Annotated in this window: 20 protein-coding genes; 5 read left to right on the top strand and 15 right to left on the bottom strand. The window is 60.2% G+C overall.

The features are described from left to right. Positions 1-22 precede the first annotated feature (22 nt). From RAE04_RS02690 to RAE04_RS02670, 5 genes are all read right to left on the bottom strand, one after another. Positions 23-1,045 carry an ABC transporter permease gene (locus tag RAE04_RS02690; protein WP_239278889.1) on the bottom strand — a complete coding sequence of 341 codons (1,023 nt, stop codon included), beginning with the start codon at positions 1,043-1,045 and terminating at the stop codon, positions 23-25. Then, on the bottom strand, positions 1,042-1,623 hold the full coding sequence (locus RAE04_RS02685) for an ATP-binding cassette domain-containing protein (RefSeq protein WP_317026347.1): 582 nt from the start codon (positions 1,621-1,623) through the stop codon (positions 1,042-1,044). Before RAE04_RS02685 ends, RAE04_RS02690 begins: the two co-directional genes overlap by 4 nt. Positions 1,624-1,665: 42 nt before the next feature. Then, positions 1,666-2,109, bottom strand: a complete 444-nt coding sequence (locus tag RAE04_RS02680) for a hypothetical protein (RefSeq protein ID WP_225745886.1) — start codon at positions 2,107-2,109, stop codon at positions 1,666-1,668. Positions 2,110-2,132: 23 nt separating this feature from the next. After that, the gene (locus tag RAE04_RS02675) at positions 2,133-3,896 is read right to left on the bottom strand and encodes an acetyl/propionyl/methylcrotonyl-CoA carboxylase subunit alpha (protein ID WP_317026346.1); all 1,764 of its coding nucleotides are present in this window, start codon (positions 3,894-3,896) and stop codon (positions 2,133-2,135) included. Between the two features lie 156 nt (positions 3,897-4,052). Continuing rightward, entirely contained in the window at positions 4,053-4,916 is an 864-nt protein-coding gene (locus tag RAE04_RS02670; RefSeq protein ID WP_150850515.1) for a sulfurtransferase, read from the bottom strand. Between the two features lie 248 nt (positions 4,917-5,164). On the opposite strand from RAE04_RS02670, the gene RAE04_RS02665 reads away from it, so the two are divergent. Together RAE04_RS02665 and RAE04_RS02660 are read left to right on the top strand one after the other, a co-directional pair. Further along, positions 5,165-6,226 carry a Cj0069 family protein gene (locus RAE04_RS02665; protein ID WP_317026345.1) on the top strand — a complete coding sequence of 354 codons (1,062 nt, stop codon included), beginning with the start codon at positions 5,165-5,167 and terminating at the stop codon, positions 6,224-6,226. A gap of 87 nt (positions 6,227-6,313) precedes the next feature. Beyond that, positions 6,314-7,207, top strand: a complete 894-nt coding sequence (locus RAE04_RS02660; protein WP_317026344.1) for a DUF4282 domain-containing protein — start codon at positions 6,314-6,316, stop codon at positions 7,205-7,207. 111 nt (positions 7,208-7,318) lie between these two features. Here RAE04_RS02660 and RAE04_RS02655 read toward each other — a convergent pair whose 3' ends face one another. The 5 genes from RAE04_RS02655 to RAE04_RS02635 are packed head-to-tail and all read right to left on the bottom strand — an operon-like array spanning position 7,319 to position 10,788. Beyond that, the gene (locus RAE04_RS02655; protein ID WP_317026343.1) at positions 7,319-8,059 is read right to left on the bottom strand and encodes a hypothetical protein; all 741 of its coding nucleotides are present in this window, start codon (positions 8,057-8,059) and stop codon (positions 7,319-7,321) included. A gap of 15 nt (positions 8,060-8,074) precedes the next feature. Beyond that, a complete protein-coding gene (locus RAE04_RS02650; protein WP_284836556.1) occupies positions 8,075-8,491 on the bottom strand; it encodes a DUF3151 domain-containing protein in 417 nt (138 codons plus the stop codon). A gap of 31 nt (positions 8,492-8,522) precedes the next feature. Continuing rightward, positions 8,523-9,110 carry a Maf family protein gene (locus tag RAE04_RS02645; protein ID WP_284836555.1) on the bottom strand — a complete coding sequence of 196 codons (588 nt, stop codon included), beginning with the start codon at positions 9,108-9,110 and terminating at the stop codon, positions 8,523-8,525. Next, positions 9,110-9,319 carry an acyl-CoA carboxylase subunit epsilon gene (locus RAE04_RS02640; protein WP_284836554.1) on the bottom strand — a complete coding sequence of 70 codons (210 nt, stop codon included), beginning with the start codon at positions 9,317-9,319 and terminating at the stop codon, positions 9,110-9,112. The genes RAE04_RS02645 and RAE04_RS02640 overlap by 1 nt, the downstream gene beginning before the upstream one ends. 8 nt (positions 9,320-9,327) lie before the next feature. Then, positions 9,328-10,788: an acyl-CoA carboxylase subunit beta gene (locus tag RAE04_RS02635; protein ID WP_317026342.1), complete on the bottom strand. Its 1,461-nt coding sequence runs from the start codon at positions 10,786-10,788 to the stop codon at positions 9,328-9,330. Between the two features lie 349 nt (positions 10,789-11,137). Here RAE04_RS02635 and RAE04_RS02630 point away from each other — a divergent pair, with 349 nt between their 5' ends. From RAE04_RS02630 to RAE04_RS02620, 3 genes are read left to right on the top strand one after another with little or no spacing between them, the layout of a single operon-like run. After that, a complete protein-coding gene (locus tag RAE04_RS02630; protein WP_317026341.1) occupies positions 11,138-12,406 on the top strand; it encodes a hypothetical protein in 1,269 nt (422 codons plus the stop codon). A gap of 32 nt (positions 12,407-12,438) precedes the next feature. After that, entirely contained in the window at positions 12,439-13,011 is a 573-nt protein-coding gene (locus RAE04_RS02625) for a hypothetical protein (RefSeq protein WP_259885401.1), read from the top strand. 2 nt (positions 13,012-13,013) lie between these two features. Then, positions 13,014-13,592, top strand: coding sequence for a hypothetical protein (locus RAE04_RS02620; RefSeq protein WP_005326721.1), 579 nt, complete (start codon positions 13,014-13,016; stop codon positions 13,590-13,592). Between the two features lie 112 nt (positions 13,593-13,704). Here RAE04_RS02620 and RAE04_RS02615 read toward each other — a convergent pair whose 3' ends face one another. The 5 genes from RAE04_RS02615 to RAE04_RS02595 form a co-directional block, all read right to left on the bottom strand. After that, positions 13,705-15,195, bottom strand: coding sequence for an alpha-amylase family protein (locus RAE04_RS02615; RefSeq protein ID WP_317026340.1), 1,491 nt, complete (start codon positions 15,193-15,195; stop codon positions 13,705-13,707). Further along, positions 15,192-15,377 carry a hypothetical protein gene (locus RAE04_RS02610; RefSeq protein ID WP_317026339.1) on the bottom strand — a complete coding sequence of 62 codons (186 nt, stop codon included), beginning with the start codon at positions 15,375-15,377 and terminating at the stop codon, positions 15,192-15,194. Before RAE04_RS02610 ends, RAE04_RS02615 begins: the two co-directional genes overlap by 4 nt. Next, a complete protein-coding gene (locus tag RAE04_RS02605) occupies positions 15,377-16,198 on the bottom strand; it encodes a carbohydrate ABC transporter permease (protein ID WP_284836549.1) in 822 nt (273 codons plus the stop codon). The genes RAE04_RS02610 and RAE04_RS02605 overlap by 1 nt, the downstream gene beginning before the upstream one ends. Further along, positions 16,198-17,202 (bottom strand): carbohydrate ABC transporter permease, encoded by a 1,005-nt coding sequence (locus tag RAE04_RS02600; RefSeq protein ID WP_408933204.1) that lies wholly within the window; start codon positions 17,200-17,202, stop codon positions 16,198-16,200. Before RAE04_RS02600 ends, RAE04_RS02605 begins: the two co-directional genes overlap by 1 nt. Positions 17,203-17,324: 122 nt before the next feature. Next, entirely contained in the window at positions 17,325-18,575 is a 1,251-nt protein-coding gene (locus RAE04_RS02595; protein ID WP_284788050.1) for an ABC transporter substrate-binding protein, read from the bottom strand. Positions 18,576-18,708 lie beyond the last annotated feature (133 nt).

Raw genomic sequence — 18,708 nt, 5'->3', positions numbered from 1 at the left:
ACCTGGGGAAAGTGCAGGGTGACTAGATGAAGAGGGCCACAGCTATGGCCGCAATGCCGTAGCCACCGCGCAGGAAGTAACCGAAGACTTCGGGGGAGAATGAAGCGCCGAAGCCACCGGTGTCGATGATATTCATCGTGGTTACGCGCGCTGGGCGGGAGCGCTTAAAAGCGGCGTAGGTAAGTCCTAAACAGCACGCGGCGAGTACGAGTACAGGCAGCTTCCACACGGCGGCGATGAAGGCGGTACCGAGAACGGCGGCACCGGCTGTCGCGGTCAGGGGAAGTCCCCAGTCGGGCCAGGCTCCGTCGATGATGCGGCCGAAGGATGCGGCGCGGCCGGTGGCGGCGCCGACGATGGTCCATGCGCCAGAGAATCCAATGAGCGCAAGGCTGCCAAGCTGTGGTGCTAGTCCTAGGGTTAGGCCCACCACGGCGACCGCGCCGAGCGGGATGTACCAGCGGCGGTACAGGCGCCGGATAAAGAGATGGCTGGGCGACGCTGTGGCGCGCGAGCTGGGGCGCAGGCGGGCCGATTGGGAGGCGATGGCATCGGCAGAAACCTCAGAATCCAAAAGCCCAAAGGAGGACGAGCCGACGGCACGGGTGCGGCCCGCGCGAAGAAGCGAGGCGAGGTTGAAAGAACGCCAGCCGAGCGCTAGGCGCAGCAAGGGGAGGGCCATCGCCGCATAGAGCGGAAGGTGCAGCGACGTGCACAGGGCTAGGCCGAGGAGGCTCACGCCGGCGAGCTGGGCAATGGACAGCTTATCGACGCCCCGCATACGCCCCCGCGGCCTATCCACATAGACCCACCGGCTCAGGGAAAGGCTGCGCAGCGGATAGAGCGCCTCGAGGAGAACGATGAGGGCGAGGGAGCCGAACGCAGCGCCGATGGTCGCGGTGGCGGGCAGGGACGCGGCGGTGCGCTGCGCGAGCGAGGGTAAAACCTCGGCGGCATTCTGCCAAGCGTAGACACTGACGCTCGCGATGAGCGCCGCGATGAAGGCGTAATAGATAGCTGAAGAGGCGTGGGATAAAAGCTTCATGAAATCTCCACCACTTCATCACAGGCATCGAAGATGGCCGGGGAGTGGGAGGCCAGCACTACACAACGGCCCTCGTCGGCGAGGTGGCGCAGCTCCTCGGCCAAGAAGGCGGTCCAGGTGTGGTCAAGGTGGCGCTCGGGTTCGTCGATAAGCAGGGCCTTGGCCGGCTGATAGAGCTGGGCGGCGAGGTAGACGCGTTGGCGCTGACCAGAAGAAAGGTCGCTGACTGCGGAGTTCCGGATGTCGTCGTCGATGGCCCAGAGCTCATGGACCTCGGCAAAGTCTACGCCGGAGCGGCGCGAAAGCAGGGTGAAGTGCTCTCCGACGGTGAGGTCGGGCAAGAAGACCGGGTCCGCGACTGCGATGACGGATCCGGCGGCCTCAGCGCTGCCGGGTGCGGCACCGTCGATGGAGACGGTGCCTTTCAGTGGGGAAATTTCGCCGCTCAAGGTCTGCAGCAGCGTAGATTTACCCGCACCATTGGGACCCTTCAAGCCGTATACGCGCCCGGCGTCGAAGGTGCGATTCAGGTGCCCCAAAGCGGTGGAATGTCCGTAAGTTGCATCTATTTTCAGCATCGTAGCTAGGTTAGCAGGAGGGCGGACGGACCTAGGGGCGAGCTAGAAGCGGCGGAAGAACTTGCCGGGTGCGAGTTCCTCGAATCCGGGCAGGGCCGTGGCAGAAGAGATGCCGGGGGCAGTCTGCTCGGCCGCGAGGTCGATGGCGTTGGCAATAAGCAATTCGCGGGCGGCGGGGTCATCGCTGGAGACGATGAGCTCGGGAATGTCTTCGGGATCGAAGGGGGTGAGCCAGGTGGCGTCGTCAAGCGGGTGCGCCGAGGGATCGCCTAAGAAAGCTGGGCCTTTGTCGGCGGCGGGGTAGTAGCGCAGGAGCGCGGCGCCGCGGGGAGCAACGGTAGGGTCCTCGTTGGCGGCCATGGGCAGGGCGATGACCCCGCCGTCCACAATGGGGGACCAGTCCGCGATAGAAGAAGGGAAGAGGCCCGCAAGATAATCGCGGTCCTCTTCCTTGGCCAAGCGCACGCCGAGGGAAGAATCAGTCATTCTTCCAAGGCTAGCGGGGCAGGCTACTTGATTTCCAGCAGTACGCTGCCCTTAGTGGTAGAAGCGCCTGCTTCCACGGCAAGACCGGTTACGGTTCCGGCCTTATGTGCCTTGACGGGGTTTTCCATCTTCATGGCTTCGAGCACGAGGAGAACCTCGCCTTCGGCGACCTCTTGGCCTTCTTCGACGTTGACCTTGATGACCGTGCCTTGCATTGGGGAGGTCACGGCATCGCCGGATACGGCGGCCTTGGCACCAGAGCCCTTACGCTTCTTCTTTTTGCGTGGGGTGCCGTTGGCGCCGAAGGAGGCGGGGAGGGCAACCTCGATGCGGCGGCCGTCGATTTCCACGGTGTGCACCTGGGAAGGCTCTGCCTCGGCGGCTTCGGCATCGGTGGACTCATCGTGGGCGGGCAGCTGGTTATCCCATTCCTCTTCGATCCACTTGGTGTAGACGCCGAAGTTGCCGTCTTCTGCAGCGAAGGCGGGGTCAGCAACGACAGCCTGGTCAAACGGGATGACGGTGGGCAGGCCCTCCACCGTGTACTCGGACAGGGCGCGGGCGGAGCGACGCAGCGCGGTCTCGCGGTCTGGGCCCCAGACGATGAGCTTGGCCAGCATGGAATCGAATTGGCCGCCAATGACGGAGCCCTGGACGACGCCGGAATCAACGCGCACGCCCGGACCCGCTGGCTCGGAGTACTTCACGATGGTGCCAGGGGCCGGCATGAAGTTTGCCGCGGCATCCTCGCCGTTGATGCGGAACTCGAAGGCGTGGCCACGCGGGGTGGGGTCTTCCTTCAACGAGAGCTCGTGGCCCTCAGCAATACGGAACTGCTCGCGTACGAGATCGAGGCCGGTGGTTTCCTCGGAAACTGGGTGCTCCACCTGCAGGCGGGTATTGACCTCTAGGAAGGAAATGAGGCCATCGGCGCCTACCAGGTATTCCACGGTGCCGGCGCCGTAGTAGCCGGCCTCGCGGCAGATGCGCTTGGCGGATTCGTGGATGGAGGCGCGCTGCTCCTCAGTGAGGAAAGGAGCCGGGGCTTCTTCGACCAGCTTTTGGAAGCGGCGCTGCAAGGAGCAATCGCGCGTGCCGACGACCACTACGTTGCCGTGCTTATCCGCCAGTACCTGGGCCTCGACGTGGCGCGCCCGATCCAGGTAGCGCTCTACGAAGCACTCGCCGCGGCCGAAGGCGGAGGTGGCCTCGCGGGTAGCGGATTCAAAAAGCTCGGGGATTTCCTCTGCGGAATAGGCCACCTTCATGCCGCGGCCGCCGCCGCCAAAGGCAGCCTTGATGGCTACGGGCAGGCCGTATTCCATGGCGAAGGACTGCACCTCATCGGCGCCGGCTACCGGATCCTTGGTGCCTGGGGCCATGGGGGCTTCGGCGCGCTCGGCGATGTGCCGCGCGGTGACCTTATCGCCCAAATCACGGATGGACTCGGGGGAGGGGCCGATCCAGGTCAGGCCGGCGTCGATGACGGCCTGGGCAAAGTCGGCGTTTTCAGACAAGAAGCCATAGCCGGGGTGGATGGCATCGGCGCCGGACTTTTCTGCGGCGTCCAGAATCTTGTCAAAGACGAGGTAGGACTCGGCAGAAGTGGTGCCGCCGAGGGCAAAGGCTTCGTCGGCAAGCGAGGCAAAAGGTGCCTGGGCGTCTGGCTCGGCGTAGACGGCGACGGAGGCAATGCCAGCGTCGCGGGCCGCGCGGATCACGCGAACGGCGATCTCACCGCGGTTCGCCACGAGAACCTTAGAGATCTTTTTGGTTTCTACTGCCACGGCAGCAACCTCCTGAACACATTAGGTTGAATACGCAATCTATTCTTGCACACAAAAGCATGAGTTAATTTTCACGCACGCGAGTGGGGATATTTTTGAACAAAAATAAACCCACATCCATGCCGGATATGGGTTTATGTGGCGAAACCGAAAAAGTTAACGCTCAATCGGCATTTTCACCATATTGCCCCACTCAGACCACGAACCATCGTAGACCTGCGTCTTTGTGAATCCCAAAAGATGCGTCAACACAAACCAGGTGTGCGCGGCCTGCGCGCCTACGTGGGAGTAGAGAATCGTTGCAGATTCAGGCTCCAGCATTCCGTAATTAACCTTGAGCTCCTCGGCCGAGCGGAAGCAGGAGTTGGGATAGTTGGAACGGTCCCACTCGAGGTTAATGGCGCCCGGGATGTGGCCGTGGCGCATGGTGGTGCCGTAGGCGGAATCGCCATTGGGATCGTGCTCGGTGGCCTCGCCCGCAAACTCCTCTGGGGAGCGGGTATCCACGAGCGCTCCTTCGGACTCTCGCACCTGGTCTACGAAGGCACGCAGGACGGAATCATCGCGGCTTACCTCGGGGTATTCGGATTCGGGGAAGTCCGGCACCATGAAGGAAGTATCGCGTTCCTCGGCCATCCAGGCATTGCGGCCACCATCGAGCAGGCGAACATCCTTGTGGCCAAAGAGGGTAAATACCCACAGGGCGTAGGCGGCCCACCAGTTGGACTTATCGCCATAAAGGACAATCGTATCGTCGGCATTGATGCCCTTGTCCCGCATCAAGGCAGTGAACTCTTTGCCATCGATGAAATCGCGAGTAAGTGGGCTCAGTAGCTCCGTGCGGAAGTTGATGCGGGTGGCGGTGGGGATATGGCCAATGTCATAGAGGAGCGAGTCTTCATCGACCTCAATGACGCGCAGGCCCTTGATGCCTAGGCGTGCGGACAGCCACGGTGCAGACACGAGGCGCTCGGGGTGTGCGTATTCCTGAAATGGGGGATAGGGATCAACGTCAGCCACTGTCCGCCTGCCTTTCCTATAAGGGTTAGTAATTTGCTCCCACCACTTTAACCCGAATTTTCCCGTGGTGATCACTCGGGGATCATTCCTGTGGTGTGCGATACAGGGCTCGGCCGGGGAAATAGGGGCGCCGGCCGACGGGGTTAGGCAGAGGGGGCAGTTGGCCGCGCGGGGGAGGAAAAGCTGGGATAAACTCAGGATATGGTGCGACAACGTGCTATGAACACCACCTAAGAAGGGAACTGCTAGTGCACAAGGCAATCGTTGTATTTGAGGTAGAGGGCGGCTCCGATAAAGGCGCAGATGGTCACCGTAAGGACACCATGCCGATCGTCAACGCGATCAAGGAACAGGGCTGGGATGCGGAGGTTATCTACTTCCACCCAGATAACGCGGAAGAGATCTACGCCCAGGTTTCTGAAAACTTTGATGCTTATATCTCTCGCGTGAACCCAGGCAATATCCCCGGTGGAGAGAAGGGCTATTTCGAATTGCTCACCAAGTTGGCCGATGCCGGCCTGGTAGGCATGTCCACTCCGGCGGACATGATGGCCTACGGTGCCAAAGATGCACTGGTCAAGCTCAATGACACCCCGCTGGTGCCGGACGATACCGCCGCGTACTACGAGGTAGAAGAGCTGCATAATACTTTCCCTACCTCGCTGTCTTATGGTGAGCGGGTGCTCAAGCAAAACCGCGGTTCCACCGGTGAGGGCATCTGGCGCGTGCGCCTCGCGGACCAGGAGCTTGCCCAGTCCGTAGAACCGGGCACCGCGCTCCCGCTCGACACCGCCCTGAAGTGCACCGAGGCAGTAGATAACCAGACCCATGACTACAAGCTGGGCGCCTTCATGGATTTCTGTGATCAGTACATTGAGGGCGATAACGGCATGCTGGTGGACATGCGCTTTATGCCGCGCATTGTGGAGGGCGAAATCCGTATTCTCCTCGTGGGAGATGAGCCGGTATTCATCGTGCACAAGAAGCCGGCGGAAGGCGGCGACAACTTCTCTGCCACGCTCTTCTCCGGCGCAAAGTACACCTACGATAAGCCGGAATCTTGGCCGGAGTTGCTCGAGATGTTTAAGAAGGCTCGCCCCGTTATCGCAGAGAAGCTCGGCGATACCAAGGATGTTCCTTTGATCTGGACCGCGGACTTCATGCTTGACGATGCCCCCGATGGCACCGACACTTACGTTCTCGGCGAAATCAACTGCTCCTGCGTTGGCTTTACCTCCGAGCTGGACATGGGTATCCAAGAAAAGGTCGCCGCCGAGGCGATTCGTCGCGTTCAGGACGCGAACGCCTAGCGCACGCTGTATTCTGCCAAGTGGCCCCACGGGTGACCGTGGGGCCTTTTCCTACCATCCCCTAAAGCATTTTCTAAGGACCAGATTATGGCTGATAATGATTTCGACTCCGACGGCTTCCCGAAGGATTTTTCTCCGCGCGATTTTTCCGAGACCCCGCAGCACCGGGTCGAGGACGCTGCGAAAAACGCCGAAGACGCCGGCGCCTCCGAGGTGAATGAAACCAAGGAATTCGGCTCTACTAATACCAAGGAGACGAAGTCTTTCGGCCACACCGATAAGCCTGGTGAGTCTGGGCATTCGAGTGCTCTTTCCTCCCCGCAGCCGAGCGCGGAGGGCAAGTCCTCTGACTTTTGGGCCTCCTCGAAGTCCTCCACTCCAGGCGAGGGAGCTGCCTCCCGTGCGCATAATCCATTCACGGATTCGGCATCGTCGGATGCTGCTGCGAACGGCAACCAATTCGGTTCCGCCCAGTCCGCTAGCGATCAGCCGGTTTTCGGCGGCTACACCCAGCAGCAGGGCACGAGCCAGGGATTCGGACAGTTCCCGCAAGCAGGCGATGCCACTGCCGATTCCGGCCAGAAGCTTGGCGATAAGAAGAGCCAGATGAGTGACACCCTCAAGGGCTTGGGCAAGAAAGACGGCCTATTGGGCGGGCTCTTTGAGTTCGAGTTTAAGCACTTCCTGACCCTCACCCATGTGAAGGAAATCTACAAGGTCGCCATGATTCTTGGCGGCATCATGTGGATCCTTCACCTCCTGGGTGCCTTCTTATTCGCCACCGGCATGGGCATTTATGGCATTCAGGAAGATTCCGCGTCCGCCATCTTCGGAAGCATTTTTGCCTTCATCTTCCTAGCGGTACTGAGCACTGTCATCTACTACGCAATCATGGTTGCCATCAGGCTATTCCTGGAAGCCATGGTGGCTAACGTGCGCATTGCGCAAAACACCGGCGACATCCTGGACAAGATGGACTAGCACTGTAATGAGCTGATTGCTCAATTAAACGAGCAACGACGAGCGCCCCAGCGAAATTCCGCTGGGGCGCATTGTATTGCAGGCCCAGGCGATTGAATGCCGGCCTAAAAGTTAGTCGTAGGTGCCCAGCTGGTAGCTGGGCAGGTCAACCCACATTTTGTTGAATTCCTCGACTTCGCCGGATACCGGTTCAAGGGAATCGCCCTGTGCCCGCAGGCGCACGGTGTGGTGGGCGGTAATGCCCTCCGCGGTGGTGCGGCTGCGTTCTCCCCACGTGAAATCGACCTCGTTGTCTGAGACTGGGGTGATGCTCTCTACCTTGTGGAAGATGGACATGTCCTTGGCCGGAGCACCATTGACGTAGAAGGCTATGCCATCAGTAATCGAGGCGCCAGTGCCTGCCGGACCGTTCAAATCACCCATTGAGCCGCGGAAGATGATCCAGCTAATCGTCGAGCACGGGTCATAGGAGTTGTCGATATCGGCGATCCAGTAATTGAAATCGCTGCCATCATCGGCGGGCATGCGCCCAGGTGCCGTGCCAGAGGCGTAGACCTTGCGTGGGTCGTTGGGCAGCTCCATGCACTCGCTGTCCTTGCCCTTTTCCTGCTGCTGCGTGGTTGCCTCCTCGCCTCCGTCGGTGGACTCAGACGGGGAGGGCGCTGCTGCGGAAGCCGTGTCGTCCCCGCCGGAGGGTTCATCCTCGGCAGGTGCTTGGCTGGAAAAGACCGGCTCTTGGGAGGAAGAAGAATCCTCCTGAGTACCGCAGGCACTCAGCGCGAGCGGCACGGAAACAGTGAGCAATACGGCGGCGGAGAAGCGGCGTAGGTAGCGCGGTATCACGGCAGGCATACGGGAACTCCAGGATTAGTCGAGGAGGGTGGCGACGGACTCCGGGTCGGCGTCGGAAAGCATCTGGCGAATGCGGTCGTATTCGTCGTCCTCGCCGATGGTCTTGGCGGCGTGGCCGAGTGCGGCGATGGCGCGCAGGACACCCTGGTTCGGCTCATGGGAGAAGGGGACAGGGCCCCAACCCTTCCAACCATTACCACGCAGGCGATCGAGGCTGCGGTGGTAGCCCGTGCGCGCGTAGGCATAGGCGGTGATGAAAGCGGATGGCTCAGAGCCCTCTTGCTGGTTGAGTTCTTGCTCTGCTAGGAGCGCCCACAGCAGCGGGGAATCGGGATGGGCAACAATGCCAGCGGCCAGATCCGAGGTGGACTCTGCGCCGGGATCGGCCGGCAGCTCAATGGGTTTCGGGGCAAGCATGTCTTTCATTTCCATGCCACCCCACTGTAGCGACGCCGGCGCTCTGCTACCAGAAATCGGAGACGTTCAGTTCAAAGGCATAGAGCGCGCGGCGCACCACCGGCAGCGATAACCCGATAACGGAGGAAGGATCGCCTTCGATGCGGTCAATGAACCAGCCGCCCATTGCTTCCAAGGTGAAGGCACCGGCGCAGTGGAGAGGCTCGCCGGAGTGGGCATATGCTGCGATATCGGCCTCGCTGGCCTGGGCAAAGTGCACCGTGGTGGTGGATGTTTCCACATGGCGCTTTTCACCAAAGATGAGGCAGTGGCCGGTAAGCAGCTCGGCTGTGCGGCCGGCTTGTTGGTGCCAGCGCTCGATGGTGGCTTCCTCGGTATGGGGCTTGCCTTGTAGCTCGCCGTCGAGCAGCAGCATGGAATCGCCGCCGATGACGGGCTCGGTGGGGTAGCGCTCGGCCACCTTTTCGGCCTTGGCGGTGGCTAAGGCCGCCACGATATCGGCCGGTGGGTGGCCCACGAGCGAGGCTTCGAGGGAGCGCTCGTCTATATCGGCCGGCTCTAAAACGGGCTCCACACCCGCGCCGCGCAGGATAGACGCGCGCGAGGGTGATTGGGAGGCAAGGATAAGCCGCATTAGAAGTACCGCACGGTATGGAAGGCGGAGGGGTTGTAGACGCGCTGCGCGCCAAAGGGCTCGAAGCGCTCGGCAGGGTTGCCCCATTCATTGCGCTCGCCGGTAGCGCCCGAGTGCTTTGCACTCATCTGGGCCAATACGGTGCGCAGGGCCGCGAGTTCGTCCTCGGTGGGATTGCCCTTGACTACCTTGATTTCAGGTGCAGACATGTACCCTCCTAAACGGTTCCGTGCTTCTTCGGTACCTGGGCTACGGCCTTGCGCTCTAGCAGGCGCAGGCCTTCTACCAGGTAGTGGCGGGTTGCCGTTGGCTCGATAACATTATCGGCCAGCCCGCGCTCCGCTGCGGCATATGGGTGTAAGAAGAGCTCGTCCATCTCCTCTTCTCTGTCCTCCGAGCCATAGATGGCCAGGGAAGCTTGGGAGGCCTGGGTGACGGCAATTTCCGCGGTAGGCCACGCGTAGACCAAATCCGCGCCGAGGTCTTTGGCACCCATAAATACGTAAGCCGGGCCAATGGCCTTGCGGGTGATCACAGTGAGCTTGCCGACGCTCGCTTCAGCCTGCGCATAGGCAAACTTCGACGCCCTGCGCAGGAGGCCGGCCTTTTCTTCTTCCGGGGTAGGCACAAAGCCTGGGGAGTCCACGAATTCCACGATGGGGGTATTGAAGGCATCGCAGGTACGTACGAAACGTGCGGCCTTTTCTGCGGCGGCGGAATCTAGGGCGCCGGCCAGCGCCAGCGGCTGATTGGCAACGATGCCGACGGCGCGGCCATCGATGTAGGCAAAGCCGGTAAGGATGTTTTGTGCGGCCTCGGCGGATAACTCGAAGAAGGAGCCTTCATCGACGACAGCCTTGATGACATCGCTCATGTCATAGGCCTGCGCGGCAGTATCCGGAATGACGGCGTTCAAATCAAAGTCTGCGACGCTACCGGCTTCCACTCGCGGCGCCTCGGCGCGGTTATTGGCGGGGAAGTAAGCCAAAACGTCGCGCACGAGGGACAGAGCCTGCTTGTCGTCGCTGGCCACCAGGTGAGCGGTGCCGGACTCTGCGTGGGCTGCGGCGCCGCCAAAGGTCTCTGGCTCCGCACCGGCCACGTGGCTGGCGGCCTGGTGGAGAGCGGTGCCTTGGGTGACTACGAGGACATCGGCAAACGTGGGTGCGAAAGCAGCGATACCGCTGGTATTGCCCGCGACAACGGAAATCTGCGGGATGAGACCCGAAGCCTGGGAGACACGCGCCATGAGGCGGGCGTATCCGGCCATGGTGGCGATGCCCTCTTGCACACGCGGGCCGGTGGATTCATAGATGCCGATGATGGGCACGCCGGTCTTGATGGCGAGGTCATATACCTTGGTGAGCTTTTCGGCATAAACCTCACCCATCGTGCCATCGAAGATTTCGCCGTCCTGGCTAAAGACGCACACGCGGCGGCCGTCGATAGAGCCGTAACCGGTGACCACGCCATCGGTATAAGGGCGGTCATGCTCGCGACCGAAATCGGTCGAGCGGTGGCGGGCTAGCGCGTCCGTTTCTACGAAGGAGCCCTCATCGAGCAGCTGCGTCACGCGGGTGCGGGCGGCCGGCTCGCCTTCTCCCAGCGGCGCGCGGGACTCGGCGAGCTTGGCGTCCAGGTCCTCGATCTTGCCGGCGGTGGTTTTCAGGTCAGTCATAGGCCCCCACACTACTAGCGCACCCCGCTCAATGCGGAATGGAACGCTGCGGGGACGCGGTGAAGAAAACGATTGTGTGGCAAATGCCACCACAGTGTGGGTGGTGCATAAAACCTGGGAATTCCTTGAATGCACCAGGCCAAGGGGCCCTAATCTGGGGGTGAGTCCTACTGTAAACATTTAACGGTGCTGGGCAGGTGAGCGCCCATTATCGCACCTCAAGGTAGGTAAAAGCATTAGAAAGATTTTCATTCAACTATTGATGCGTGTCCTGTAATCCCTTATGATTACCTGAGTCTTCATGAATGTTTCCCCTGATTTTTAACGATCTATTAAGGACGGTCTTCTGGTGATTAAAAAGAGACTGCGCTTGCTCGCACCGCTCGCCGTAGCGGCTCTCTTCACGCCAGTGGCACACGCGGGAGATATTCCCCCGATGCCGCAGGCATATCCCATTTCCAACCTCTACAAGAGCTGCAGCGCTGCCGGCGATAATGCTGAGCGTGAATGGCGCTTTGCCGAAACCGGCCGCCGCTACATGAGCGACGGCACCCTGCAGTTCAAAAACACCACCAACCAAGAAGTGCCCTACACCGCCGAGGTAGAAACTGGTACCAATCACGAGATTGAAGCCAATTCCAAGGCCAAGCTGCCTTCCGGTTGGGACACCACCGCCAAATCCGATATCGGTCTGAAGATGACCAACGGCTGGCGCGATAAAGAAACCTTCGGTCCAGTGAAGCTGAAGCCGGGTGAGTCCTTCCGCGTCGAGTACGGCGTCATCGAAAAGGACTTCATCTCTATGTTTGTAGGCTGCAATGATGACCGCCTAGAAAACATCCCAGGTGCCAACGTCATCCGCGGTAAGGGCCCGGCCGAGCGCTACGCCTTTGCTTATATCATCAAGGCGGATGGCTCAGTATCCGATCTGGCCATGGAAATTCCTTCCCGCTCTCCGGGAGCAAACTCCAAGCCGATCGAGGGTAACTACACCTCCGTATCCGGCCCGAGCCTAGAGAAGATCGCCGATCCGAAGAAGGATGAGATCATGCAGCCGGCCGCGGATCTGCAGCGCGATCCATCCTGGCCAAAGGAAGGCGATAAGTGTGAAGCTGGCGATACCTCCTGGTACCCGCTGGACATCACCGCTGTAAAGCCGACCTACCGCAAGGCTGGCTACTCCACCGACTTCCTTAACTGGTCTAAGGGCGATTACGAATTCGCCCCAGTGACTGACTTTGTCGTTGGCGCCGAGCACGCCCCGTACACCAACTGGCAAGGCAACCGCGGCGATATTCCGAAGGGCTGGCTGGAGTCCGTCGGTGCCGTAAAGCGCGCCTACATGCCGGTCGGCACCGAGCTCAAGCACGTAGATCTCAAGCCGGGCGAGCGCGTGCGCGTGGAGTATGGCACCACCATGACCCGCATCAACTACCGCGAGGTTCACTGCGGAAAGAGCGGAAACTACGACCTCACCTCTAACTACAAGCAGACCTCCGCCCCGAGTGGGTTCTGGGCAGAGGCCAAGATCACCGACAAAGCCGGCAATACCCGCACCGAGGACGTCACTCCGGACGAATTCCGCGACCTGCCGGTTCCGACCCAGACCATCTACTAAACCCCACCACACCTACACAAGGAGAAAGTTCCATGTTCAAGTCCAAGATTGCTTCTACCACCGCGGCTCTCGCCGTTGCTTCCGGTCTCGTCTTCGCTCCGGCCGCTAACGCCCTGCCACAGCGCGACCTCGGCCCGGCTAACCCGACCACCATTGGTGAGCGTTGCTCCAACCCAGGTGACACCGGCCAGACCGTTGACATCAAGCGCACCTATTTTGATGGCTCCGCCGGCTCCTGGACCGTGTCCAACTACAACGATGAGCCGCTGCCCGTTACCCGTTCCATCACCGAGACCAAGACCAAGACCTGGAACGTTTCCGCTGGCATCGACTTCAAGCTGATGGATCTCATCAACTTCACCTTCTCCTCCAGCTACACCGATAGCCAGTCCTACGAGGTAGGCGAGCAGGTTGGCCCGTACAACATTGCTCCGGGCAAGACCGCCGTCCTGCGCGCCGGCTGGGTTGTCTCTGACTTCGAGGGCCAGAAGACCGTGTGCGGCTCCGACCACAAGTGGCAGGCTAACGGCGGCACCTTCACCGCTACCCTGCCGAAGGAGCGCCACATCGAGGTCTCCACCCGCGATAACAACGATTGGGGCTAAACGTGAGCAAGACGTCCATCGCTAGCGCCCTCGCGGCGCTGAGCCTGGTGGCCGCTCCTGTTGCCCACGCCGCTGATTTCGGTGGGGACTTTGAGCTGCCCCAGCGCTGGAACGACGATTATAAGCCGGGCACGCATTGCTCGACGCCGGGTGAAAACGGCACCTACGTCACTGCAAAGCGCCGCTGGTTCAAGCAGACCGACGCCACCAGCGTGGCCAACCGCAACGCCGAGGAGGTGCCGGTCAAGCACACCGTCACCCAGGCTCGCACCCAGACCATCGAGGTCTCCGGATCCGTTGAGGGCACCGGCGAGCTGGCCAAGGTGCTGACCAAGACCTATGGCTTCAACTACGTCAGCGAGCAGCACTGGAAGCTAAACCAGGTGGTTGGCCCGTACACCTTGCCTGCGAACTCACAGGGCAAGCTGGTGTGGGGCTTTACCATGCTCGACACTGACGGTCAGGACGTGCGCTGCAACTCTGACCAGCAGTGGGAAGCCCAGGGCAAGCCATACTCGGCTTCTGTGCCAGAAGCGCGCTACTCCGAGCTGCGCCTCGAAGACGCGCCTGAGTGGAACTAGGCCACCACAACTATTAAGCGCCCTCTCGGTCCATAAGGACCGACGGGGCGCTTTTCTCTGTGGGTTGCGTAGTGCGCCGGTAGGAGAGGGGGCTGCGGCTGCGCGCTAAGGGTTAGGCCGGCAGCCAGGCGTAGCCATAAGGGCCAAGCTCCACCGGTCCGAGGTCGATGGAGCGATCGCTGAAGTTGTGCAGGCACAGCAGATCGCCGCGTTGGTAGCCAAGGACGGCTTCCTCGCCTGTCTCTACTGGTTCGCATGGAGCGGTGCCGAGATCCGGATGGGCATGGCGCTCGGCAATCATGGCGCGGACGGTGTTGAGCAACGAGGTGGCGTCATCAAGCTGGGCGGCCACGGAGGTACCTCCCACAACCGGAAGGCGGGAAGGCGCGTTGGTGCTGAAACCAGAGTGCTCGGAATCGTCCCACTGCATTGGGGTACGCACCGCATAGCGGTCCGGAAGTCTGGTGTCATCGAGCATGCCAATCTCATCGCCGTAGTAGATAAACGGTGCGCCCGGCAGGGTCATCAGCAGCGAGAACATGAGCTCCACCTTGCGGCGATCGCCGTTCATCAGCGGCATCAGCCGGCGGGCAATGCCCACATGGGCGCGCATTTCATCATCGGGGAGGAAAGCTTCATACATCAGCTCGCGCACGTCATCGTCCACCATCTCCAGAGTGAGCTCATCGTGGTTGCGCAGGAAGGTGCCCCATTGGCAGCCTTCCGGAAGCTGGGGCAGTTCGTCGAGGATGGAGTAGACCGGGGTGGCGTCGCCAAGCGCCAATGCTTGGTACAACCGCGGCATAACCGGGAAGTTGAAGACCATGTGGAAGCGCTCGCCTTGGCCATAGAATTGCATGGTTTCGGCCGGCGGTTGGTTGGCCTCCGCGATGAGCACGGCATCCGGATAGTGGGCGTCCATGAAGGAACGAATCTTTTCGACAAACTCAATTGTTTCCGGCAGGGACTCGCCGCCCAAATCATCGCGTTCAAAGAGATAAGCAATGGCATCGAGGCGCAAGCCGTCCAAGCCCTTGTCCATCCAGAAGGACAAAATTTTGAATACTTCCTCCTGCACGGCTGGGTTATCGTAGTTCAAATCTGGCTGGTGGGAGTAAAAGCGGTGGAAGTAGTACTGGCCGCGTTTTTCGTCCCAAGTCCAGTTGGAAGTCTCCACGTCAGTGAAAATGACGCGGATTTCGGGGTAGCGCTTCGGGTCATCGCCCCAGACATAGAAATCGCCATAAGGGCCAGTGGGATCCGTGCGAGAGGCCTGGAACCATGGGTGATCGGAGCTGGTGTGGTTGAGCGCCAAGTCCGTCATAATGCGCATGCCGCGGCGGTGCAGCTGCGCAATGAGCTCTTCAAAGTCTTCCATCGTGCCGTAATCCGGATGGATGGAGTAGTAGTCCGCGATATCGTAGCCATCATCGCGCAAGGGGCTGGCATAAAACGGCGAGAGCCACAGGCAGTCCACGCCGAGCCACTGGAGGTAATCCAGCTTATCGATGACCCCGCGCAGCGTCCCTACCTCTTTATCGCCATCGGCCTTAAACGAGCCGACGAGGGCCTGGTAGAAGACAGCATTGTGGTACCAGCTCATGAAAGGTCCTTTCTTTTAACCCGCCAGGTCAGATAGGTAAGGAGGCACAGGGTGCCGGCTAGGAGACCGGGCCAGATGGCGGGGGAGTCTTGAAAGAGGTTGATGATGGCCTGGATAACCGCGAGGACGCTAAAGAAACCAAGGAAGCCCAGCGCGGTATCCCACAGTATGGCCCTGCGCATTAGGCCTTGACACCACCAGCAGTCAGGCCGGCGACGATGCGGTGCTGGAAGATGAGCACCATCATGACCAGTGGGATGGTCACCAATGCGCCGGCGGCCATGGTCGCGGCATAGGGGTACTCAAAGGCCGAGGGGCCGGAGAAGCGCGCAATGGCCACGGTCACCGGCTCGGTATCGGTGGTGGAAAGCTGCTTGGCCAGCATGAACTCATTCCACGTGGTGATAAAAGCGATGATCGCGGTGGTAAATAGCGCCGGCGCCGCCAACGGCAATAGCACCAAGCGGAAAGCCTGGGAGCGCGAGGCACCATCCACCCGGGCTGCTTCTTCCAGTTCCCAGGGCAGCTGGCGGAAAAAGCTCAGCAGTGTATAAACCGTGAGCGGAAGCGCGAAGGAAATATTGGGGATGATCATCGCGCGGTAGGTACCAATCCACTCCAGGTTGCCAAAGAGCTGGAAGAGTGGGGTGACCAAGGCAATGGCCGGGAACATGGAGGCGGCCAGGATAATGCCGGTGACGATTCCCTTACCAGGGAAGTCATAACGGGAGAGCGCATAGGCGGTAAAGACGCCGATGAGCACGGCCACAGCGGTGGTAATCAGTGAGATGAGCAGTGAGTTACCGAGTGCGGCAAGGAAGTCATTTCCCTTATCGGTAGCCAAGGCATCGCGGAAATTATCCAGCGTGACGTGGGTGGGCCACGGGGTGGTATCGAAGGTGAATCGCTGATCCCGCAGCGCGGTTACCAACATCCAGTAAAAGGGCGCCAGTCCCCAGAACATGATGAAAATGATGCCGGCGTAGTGTCCGAATTTACGCATTATTTAGCTGCCTTCCTGCCGGAGACATCCGCGCCAAGGAAGCGGATGAGGATAAAGGCGACGACGAAGATGAGGAGGAATATAAGGGTGGAAAGCGCGGAGGCGGAGTTGAAATTACCTTGGCGCATATCCTCTACCACCAGCTGAGAAATGGTCGCGGTGGGGGAGTTGGAGGAGCTAGAAATCATGATGACCGGGAGGTCATACATGCGCAGCGCATCCAGGGTACGGAAGAGCACGGCCACCATGAGCGCTGGGCGCACCAGCGGGAGGGTGATGCGGAAGAAAGTCTGGATACGGTTGGCGCCGTCCACGCGGGCGGCATCGTAGACGTCTTTCGGAATCATCTGCAGGCCAGCCAGGATGAGCAGCGCCATGAATGGTGCGGTCTTCCATACGTCCGCGATGATGACAGCCAGACGAGCATAGAAGGGGTCCGTGGTCCAAGCAATGTTCGCACCAAGCAGCGAGTTGATGATGCCCTCCGGGGCGAACATGAACTGCCATAGCTTGGCCGTGACGGCCGTAGGAATGGCCCAGGGAATAAGTACCGCAGCGCGCACCAGGCCGCGGCCGCGGTACTCACCATTCATAATGAGCGCCATCAGCATGCCCAGGATGGTCTCCAGTAGCACGGTAACGATGGTGAAAAAGAGCGTGATCTTAACCGCCGGCCAAAAGTCCGTGGCGATAACGCCCGGCGGGCAGGTAGAAATCTGACCAGTGCCGGAAACGCACCGGTTGTTAATCCAGTACAGGTAATTTTCCAGCCCGGCAAAGCCGCCCTCCTCAAAAAGCCCCGTTTGCGGGTTGAGCTGTCTATTGCCTTGGAAGGACAGGACAATGGCGCGGATGATGGGGTAGCCGATGATGACGGCGAGCACGATGAGCGCCGGAGAAATCAGCCCGGCCACGCGCCCATAATTCTTGCGCTGGGGCTTCGGCGCGCTTGCCGACGCCCCCTTTGGCGCCCCCTTGGACGCAGTCGGCGAAGCTATAGCCACGCTGGACCGCCTTTCTGTTCAAGAAATGCTAAGTATTGGCTCGATTCTATCCCCATTAGGGGAGTGAAAACCACAAAGGGTGAGGCGACGGTGTGCCCGCCTACCTCACCCGGATTGGGCGTCTAGCCCTGGGAAGCCGATTCGATGGCCGCCTTCATATCGGCGGTGGCATCATCCACCGACTTGCCATCCGTCAATGCGGCGTAGGCATTGTCTTGGATGGCCTTAGAAATCGCCGAGTAGAACGGGGAAACCGGGCGCGGTGCCGCGTTCTCCAGAGATTCCTTGAGTGCTGGCAGGTACGGGAATTCCTGCTGCAGCTGCGGGTCATCGTAGATGGAAGCCAAGACCGGCGGGAAGGACTGCTCCGCGAAGGACTTCTGGTTGTCCTCGTTGATGATGAACTTCATGAAGTCGAGCGCAGTGCCTTTATTCTTGGAGTTGATATTGATGCCGTTGTTATAGCCACCCAGCGTGGACACGCCTACGCCGTCTTTGCCCAGCGGGGCCTGAACCTCGACGTCGATGCCGGCGTCAACCGCATTGGAGTACATGTATGGCCAGTTCATGGCGAAGGCGGTCTTGCCTTCAGTAAAGGCCATATTGGTTTCTTCCTCGGTAGCGGCGGTAGAGTCCTTGGAAATGGTCTCCTCCTTGTAGGCATCCACCATGGCCTGCAGGCCGTCCTTGGCCTCCTGGGAATCCACGGTCACGTTGCCGTCCTTATCCAGGACGGAGCCGCCCCAGCCTTCCATAAAGTCAGCGGTGTTGAGCGCTAGGCCCTCGTACTGCTTGAACTGGGTGGTCAGGCAGTCTTTGCCCTTGTCCAGTGCCTCGCACGCGGACTTAAGATCCGCAAACTTCTCTGGTGCCTTATCTGCGAGCTCGGTATTGCGGAAAAGTAGCTGACCGTTAGTGTTTTGCGGCAGCGCGTAGAGCACGTCGTTATAGGTGGCAGACTCCACGGTTGCCGGCAAGAGCTCATCCGTATTGGTTTCAAAGTCACCATTGAGCGGCTGGAGCCACTGATTGGCGGCGAACTCCGCGGTCCACACCACGTCCAGCGCCATGACATCGTAGTCATCGCTGCCCGCCTGCAGGGACTGCACCAGGGTTTCGCGCTGGGCGTCGGCCTCACCGGCCAGCTCCTTGAGGGTGACCTTCTCGTCTGGGTGTTGCTCGTTCCACTTTTCGATGATGGGGGTCACCTTGTCCGTGTCATTTTTGCCCATGGCAAAGGTGATGGGGCCGCGCGCATCCGCGCCGCCCTCGGAGGAACCGCCCGCAGCGGAATCGGAGGAGGAAGAAGAGCAGCCGGCCAGTGCCAAAACTGCGGTTGTCGCAACGGTGGTGCGAAGCAGGAATTTCTTCATGGAATTCACCTTTCGGAAAACTTTCGGTTCTTTAAACCTAAAATACGGAAACCAAAAGGTGGATGAATTTGGCCTATTTAACTCTAAACGGGGGTAGAAAAGGGGTTGTGGGTGGCGGGGACGCGTACCTGCG

Origin of the sequence: Corynebacterium sp. CTNIH16, assembly GCF_032821655.1 — a bacterium.
Lineage (GTDB): Bacteria > Actinomycetota > Actinomycetes > Mycobacteriales > Mycobacteriaceae > Corynebacterium > Corynebacterium marquesiae.
This window is presented reverse-complemented; position numbering and strand designations above follow the sequence as displayed.

Excerpts from the sequence above, each read along its gene's own strand:
- RAE04_RS02690 (WP_239278889.1), bottom strand. The coding sequence starts at position 1,045 with ATGAAGCTTTTATCCCACGCCTCTTCAGCTATCTATTACGCCTTCATC.
- RAE04_RS02685 (WP_317026347.1), bottom strand. The coding sequence starts at position 1,623 with ATGCTGAAAATAGATGCAACTTACGGACATTCCACCGCTTTGGGGCAC.
- RAE04_RS02680 (WP_225745886.1), bottom strand. The coding sequence starts at position 2,109 with ATGACTGATTCTTCCCTCGGCGTGCGCTTGGCCAAGGAAGAGGACCGC.
- RAE04_RS02660 (WP_317026344.1), top strand. The coding sequence starts at position 6,314 with ATGGCTGATAATGATTTCGACTCCGACGGCTTCCCGAAGGATTTTTCT.
- RAE04_RS02655 (WP_317026343.1), bottom strand. The coding sequence starts at position 8,059 with ATGCCTGCCGTGATACCGCGCTACCTACGCCGCTTCTCCGCCGCCGTA.
- RAE04_RS02650 (WP_284836556.1), bottom strand. The coding sequence starts at position 8,491 with ATGGAAATGAAAGACATGCTTGCCCCGAAACCCATTGAGCTGCCGGCC.
- RAE04_RS02645 (WP_284836555.1), bottom strand. The coding sequence starts at position 9,110 with ATGCGGCTTATCCTTGCCTCCCAATCACCCTCGCGCGCGTCTATCCTG.
- RAE04_RS02640 (WP_284836554.1), bottom strand. The coding sequence starts at position 9,319 with ATGTCTGCACCTGAAATCAAGGTAGTCAAGGGCAATCCCACCGAGGAC.
- RAE04_RS02635 (WP_317026342.1), bottom strand. The coding sequence starts at position 10,788 with ATGACTGACCTGAAAACCACCGCCGGCAAGATCGAGGACCTGGACGCC.
- RAE04_RS02625 (WP_259885401.1), top strand. The coding sequence starts at position 12,439 with ATGTTCAAGTCCAAGATTGCTTCTACCACCGCGGCTCTCGCCGTTGCT.
- RAE04_RS02615 (WP_317026340.1), bottom strand. The coding sequence starts at position 15,195 with ATGAGCTGGTACCACAATGCTGTCTTCTACCAGGCCCTCGTCGGCTCG.
- RAE04_RS02610 (WP_317026339.1), bottom strand. The coding sequence starts at position 15,377 with ATGCGCAGGGCCATACTGTGGGATACCGCGCTGGGCTTCCTTGGTTTC.
- RAE04_RS02605 (WP_284836549.1), bottom strand. The coding sequence starts at position 16,198 with ATGCGTAAATTCGGACACTACGCCGGCATCATTTTCATCATGTTCTGG.
- RAE04_RS02595 (WP_284788050.1), bottom strand. The coding sequence starts at position 18,575 with ATGAAGAAATTCCTGCTTCGCACCACCGTTGCGACAACCGCAGTTTTG.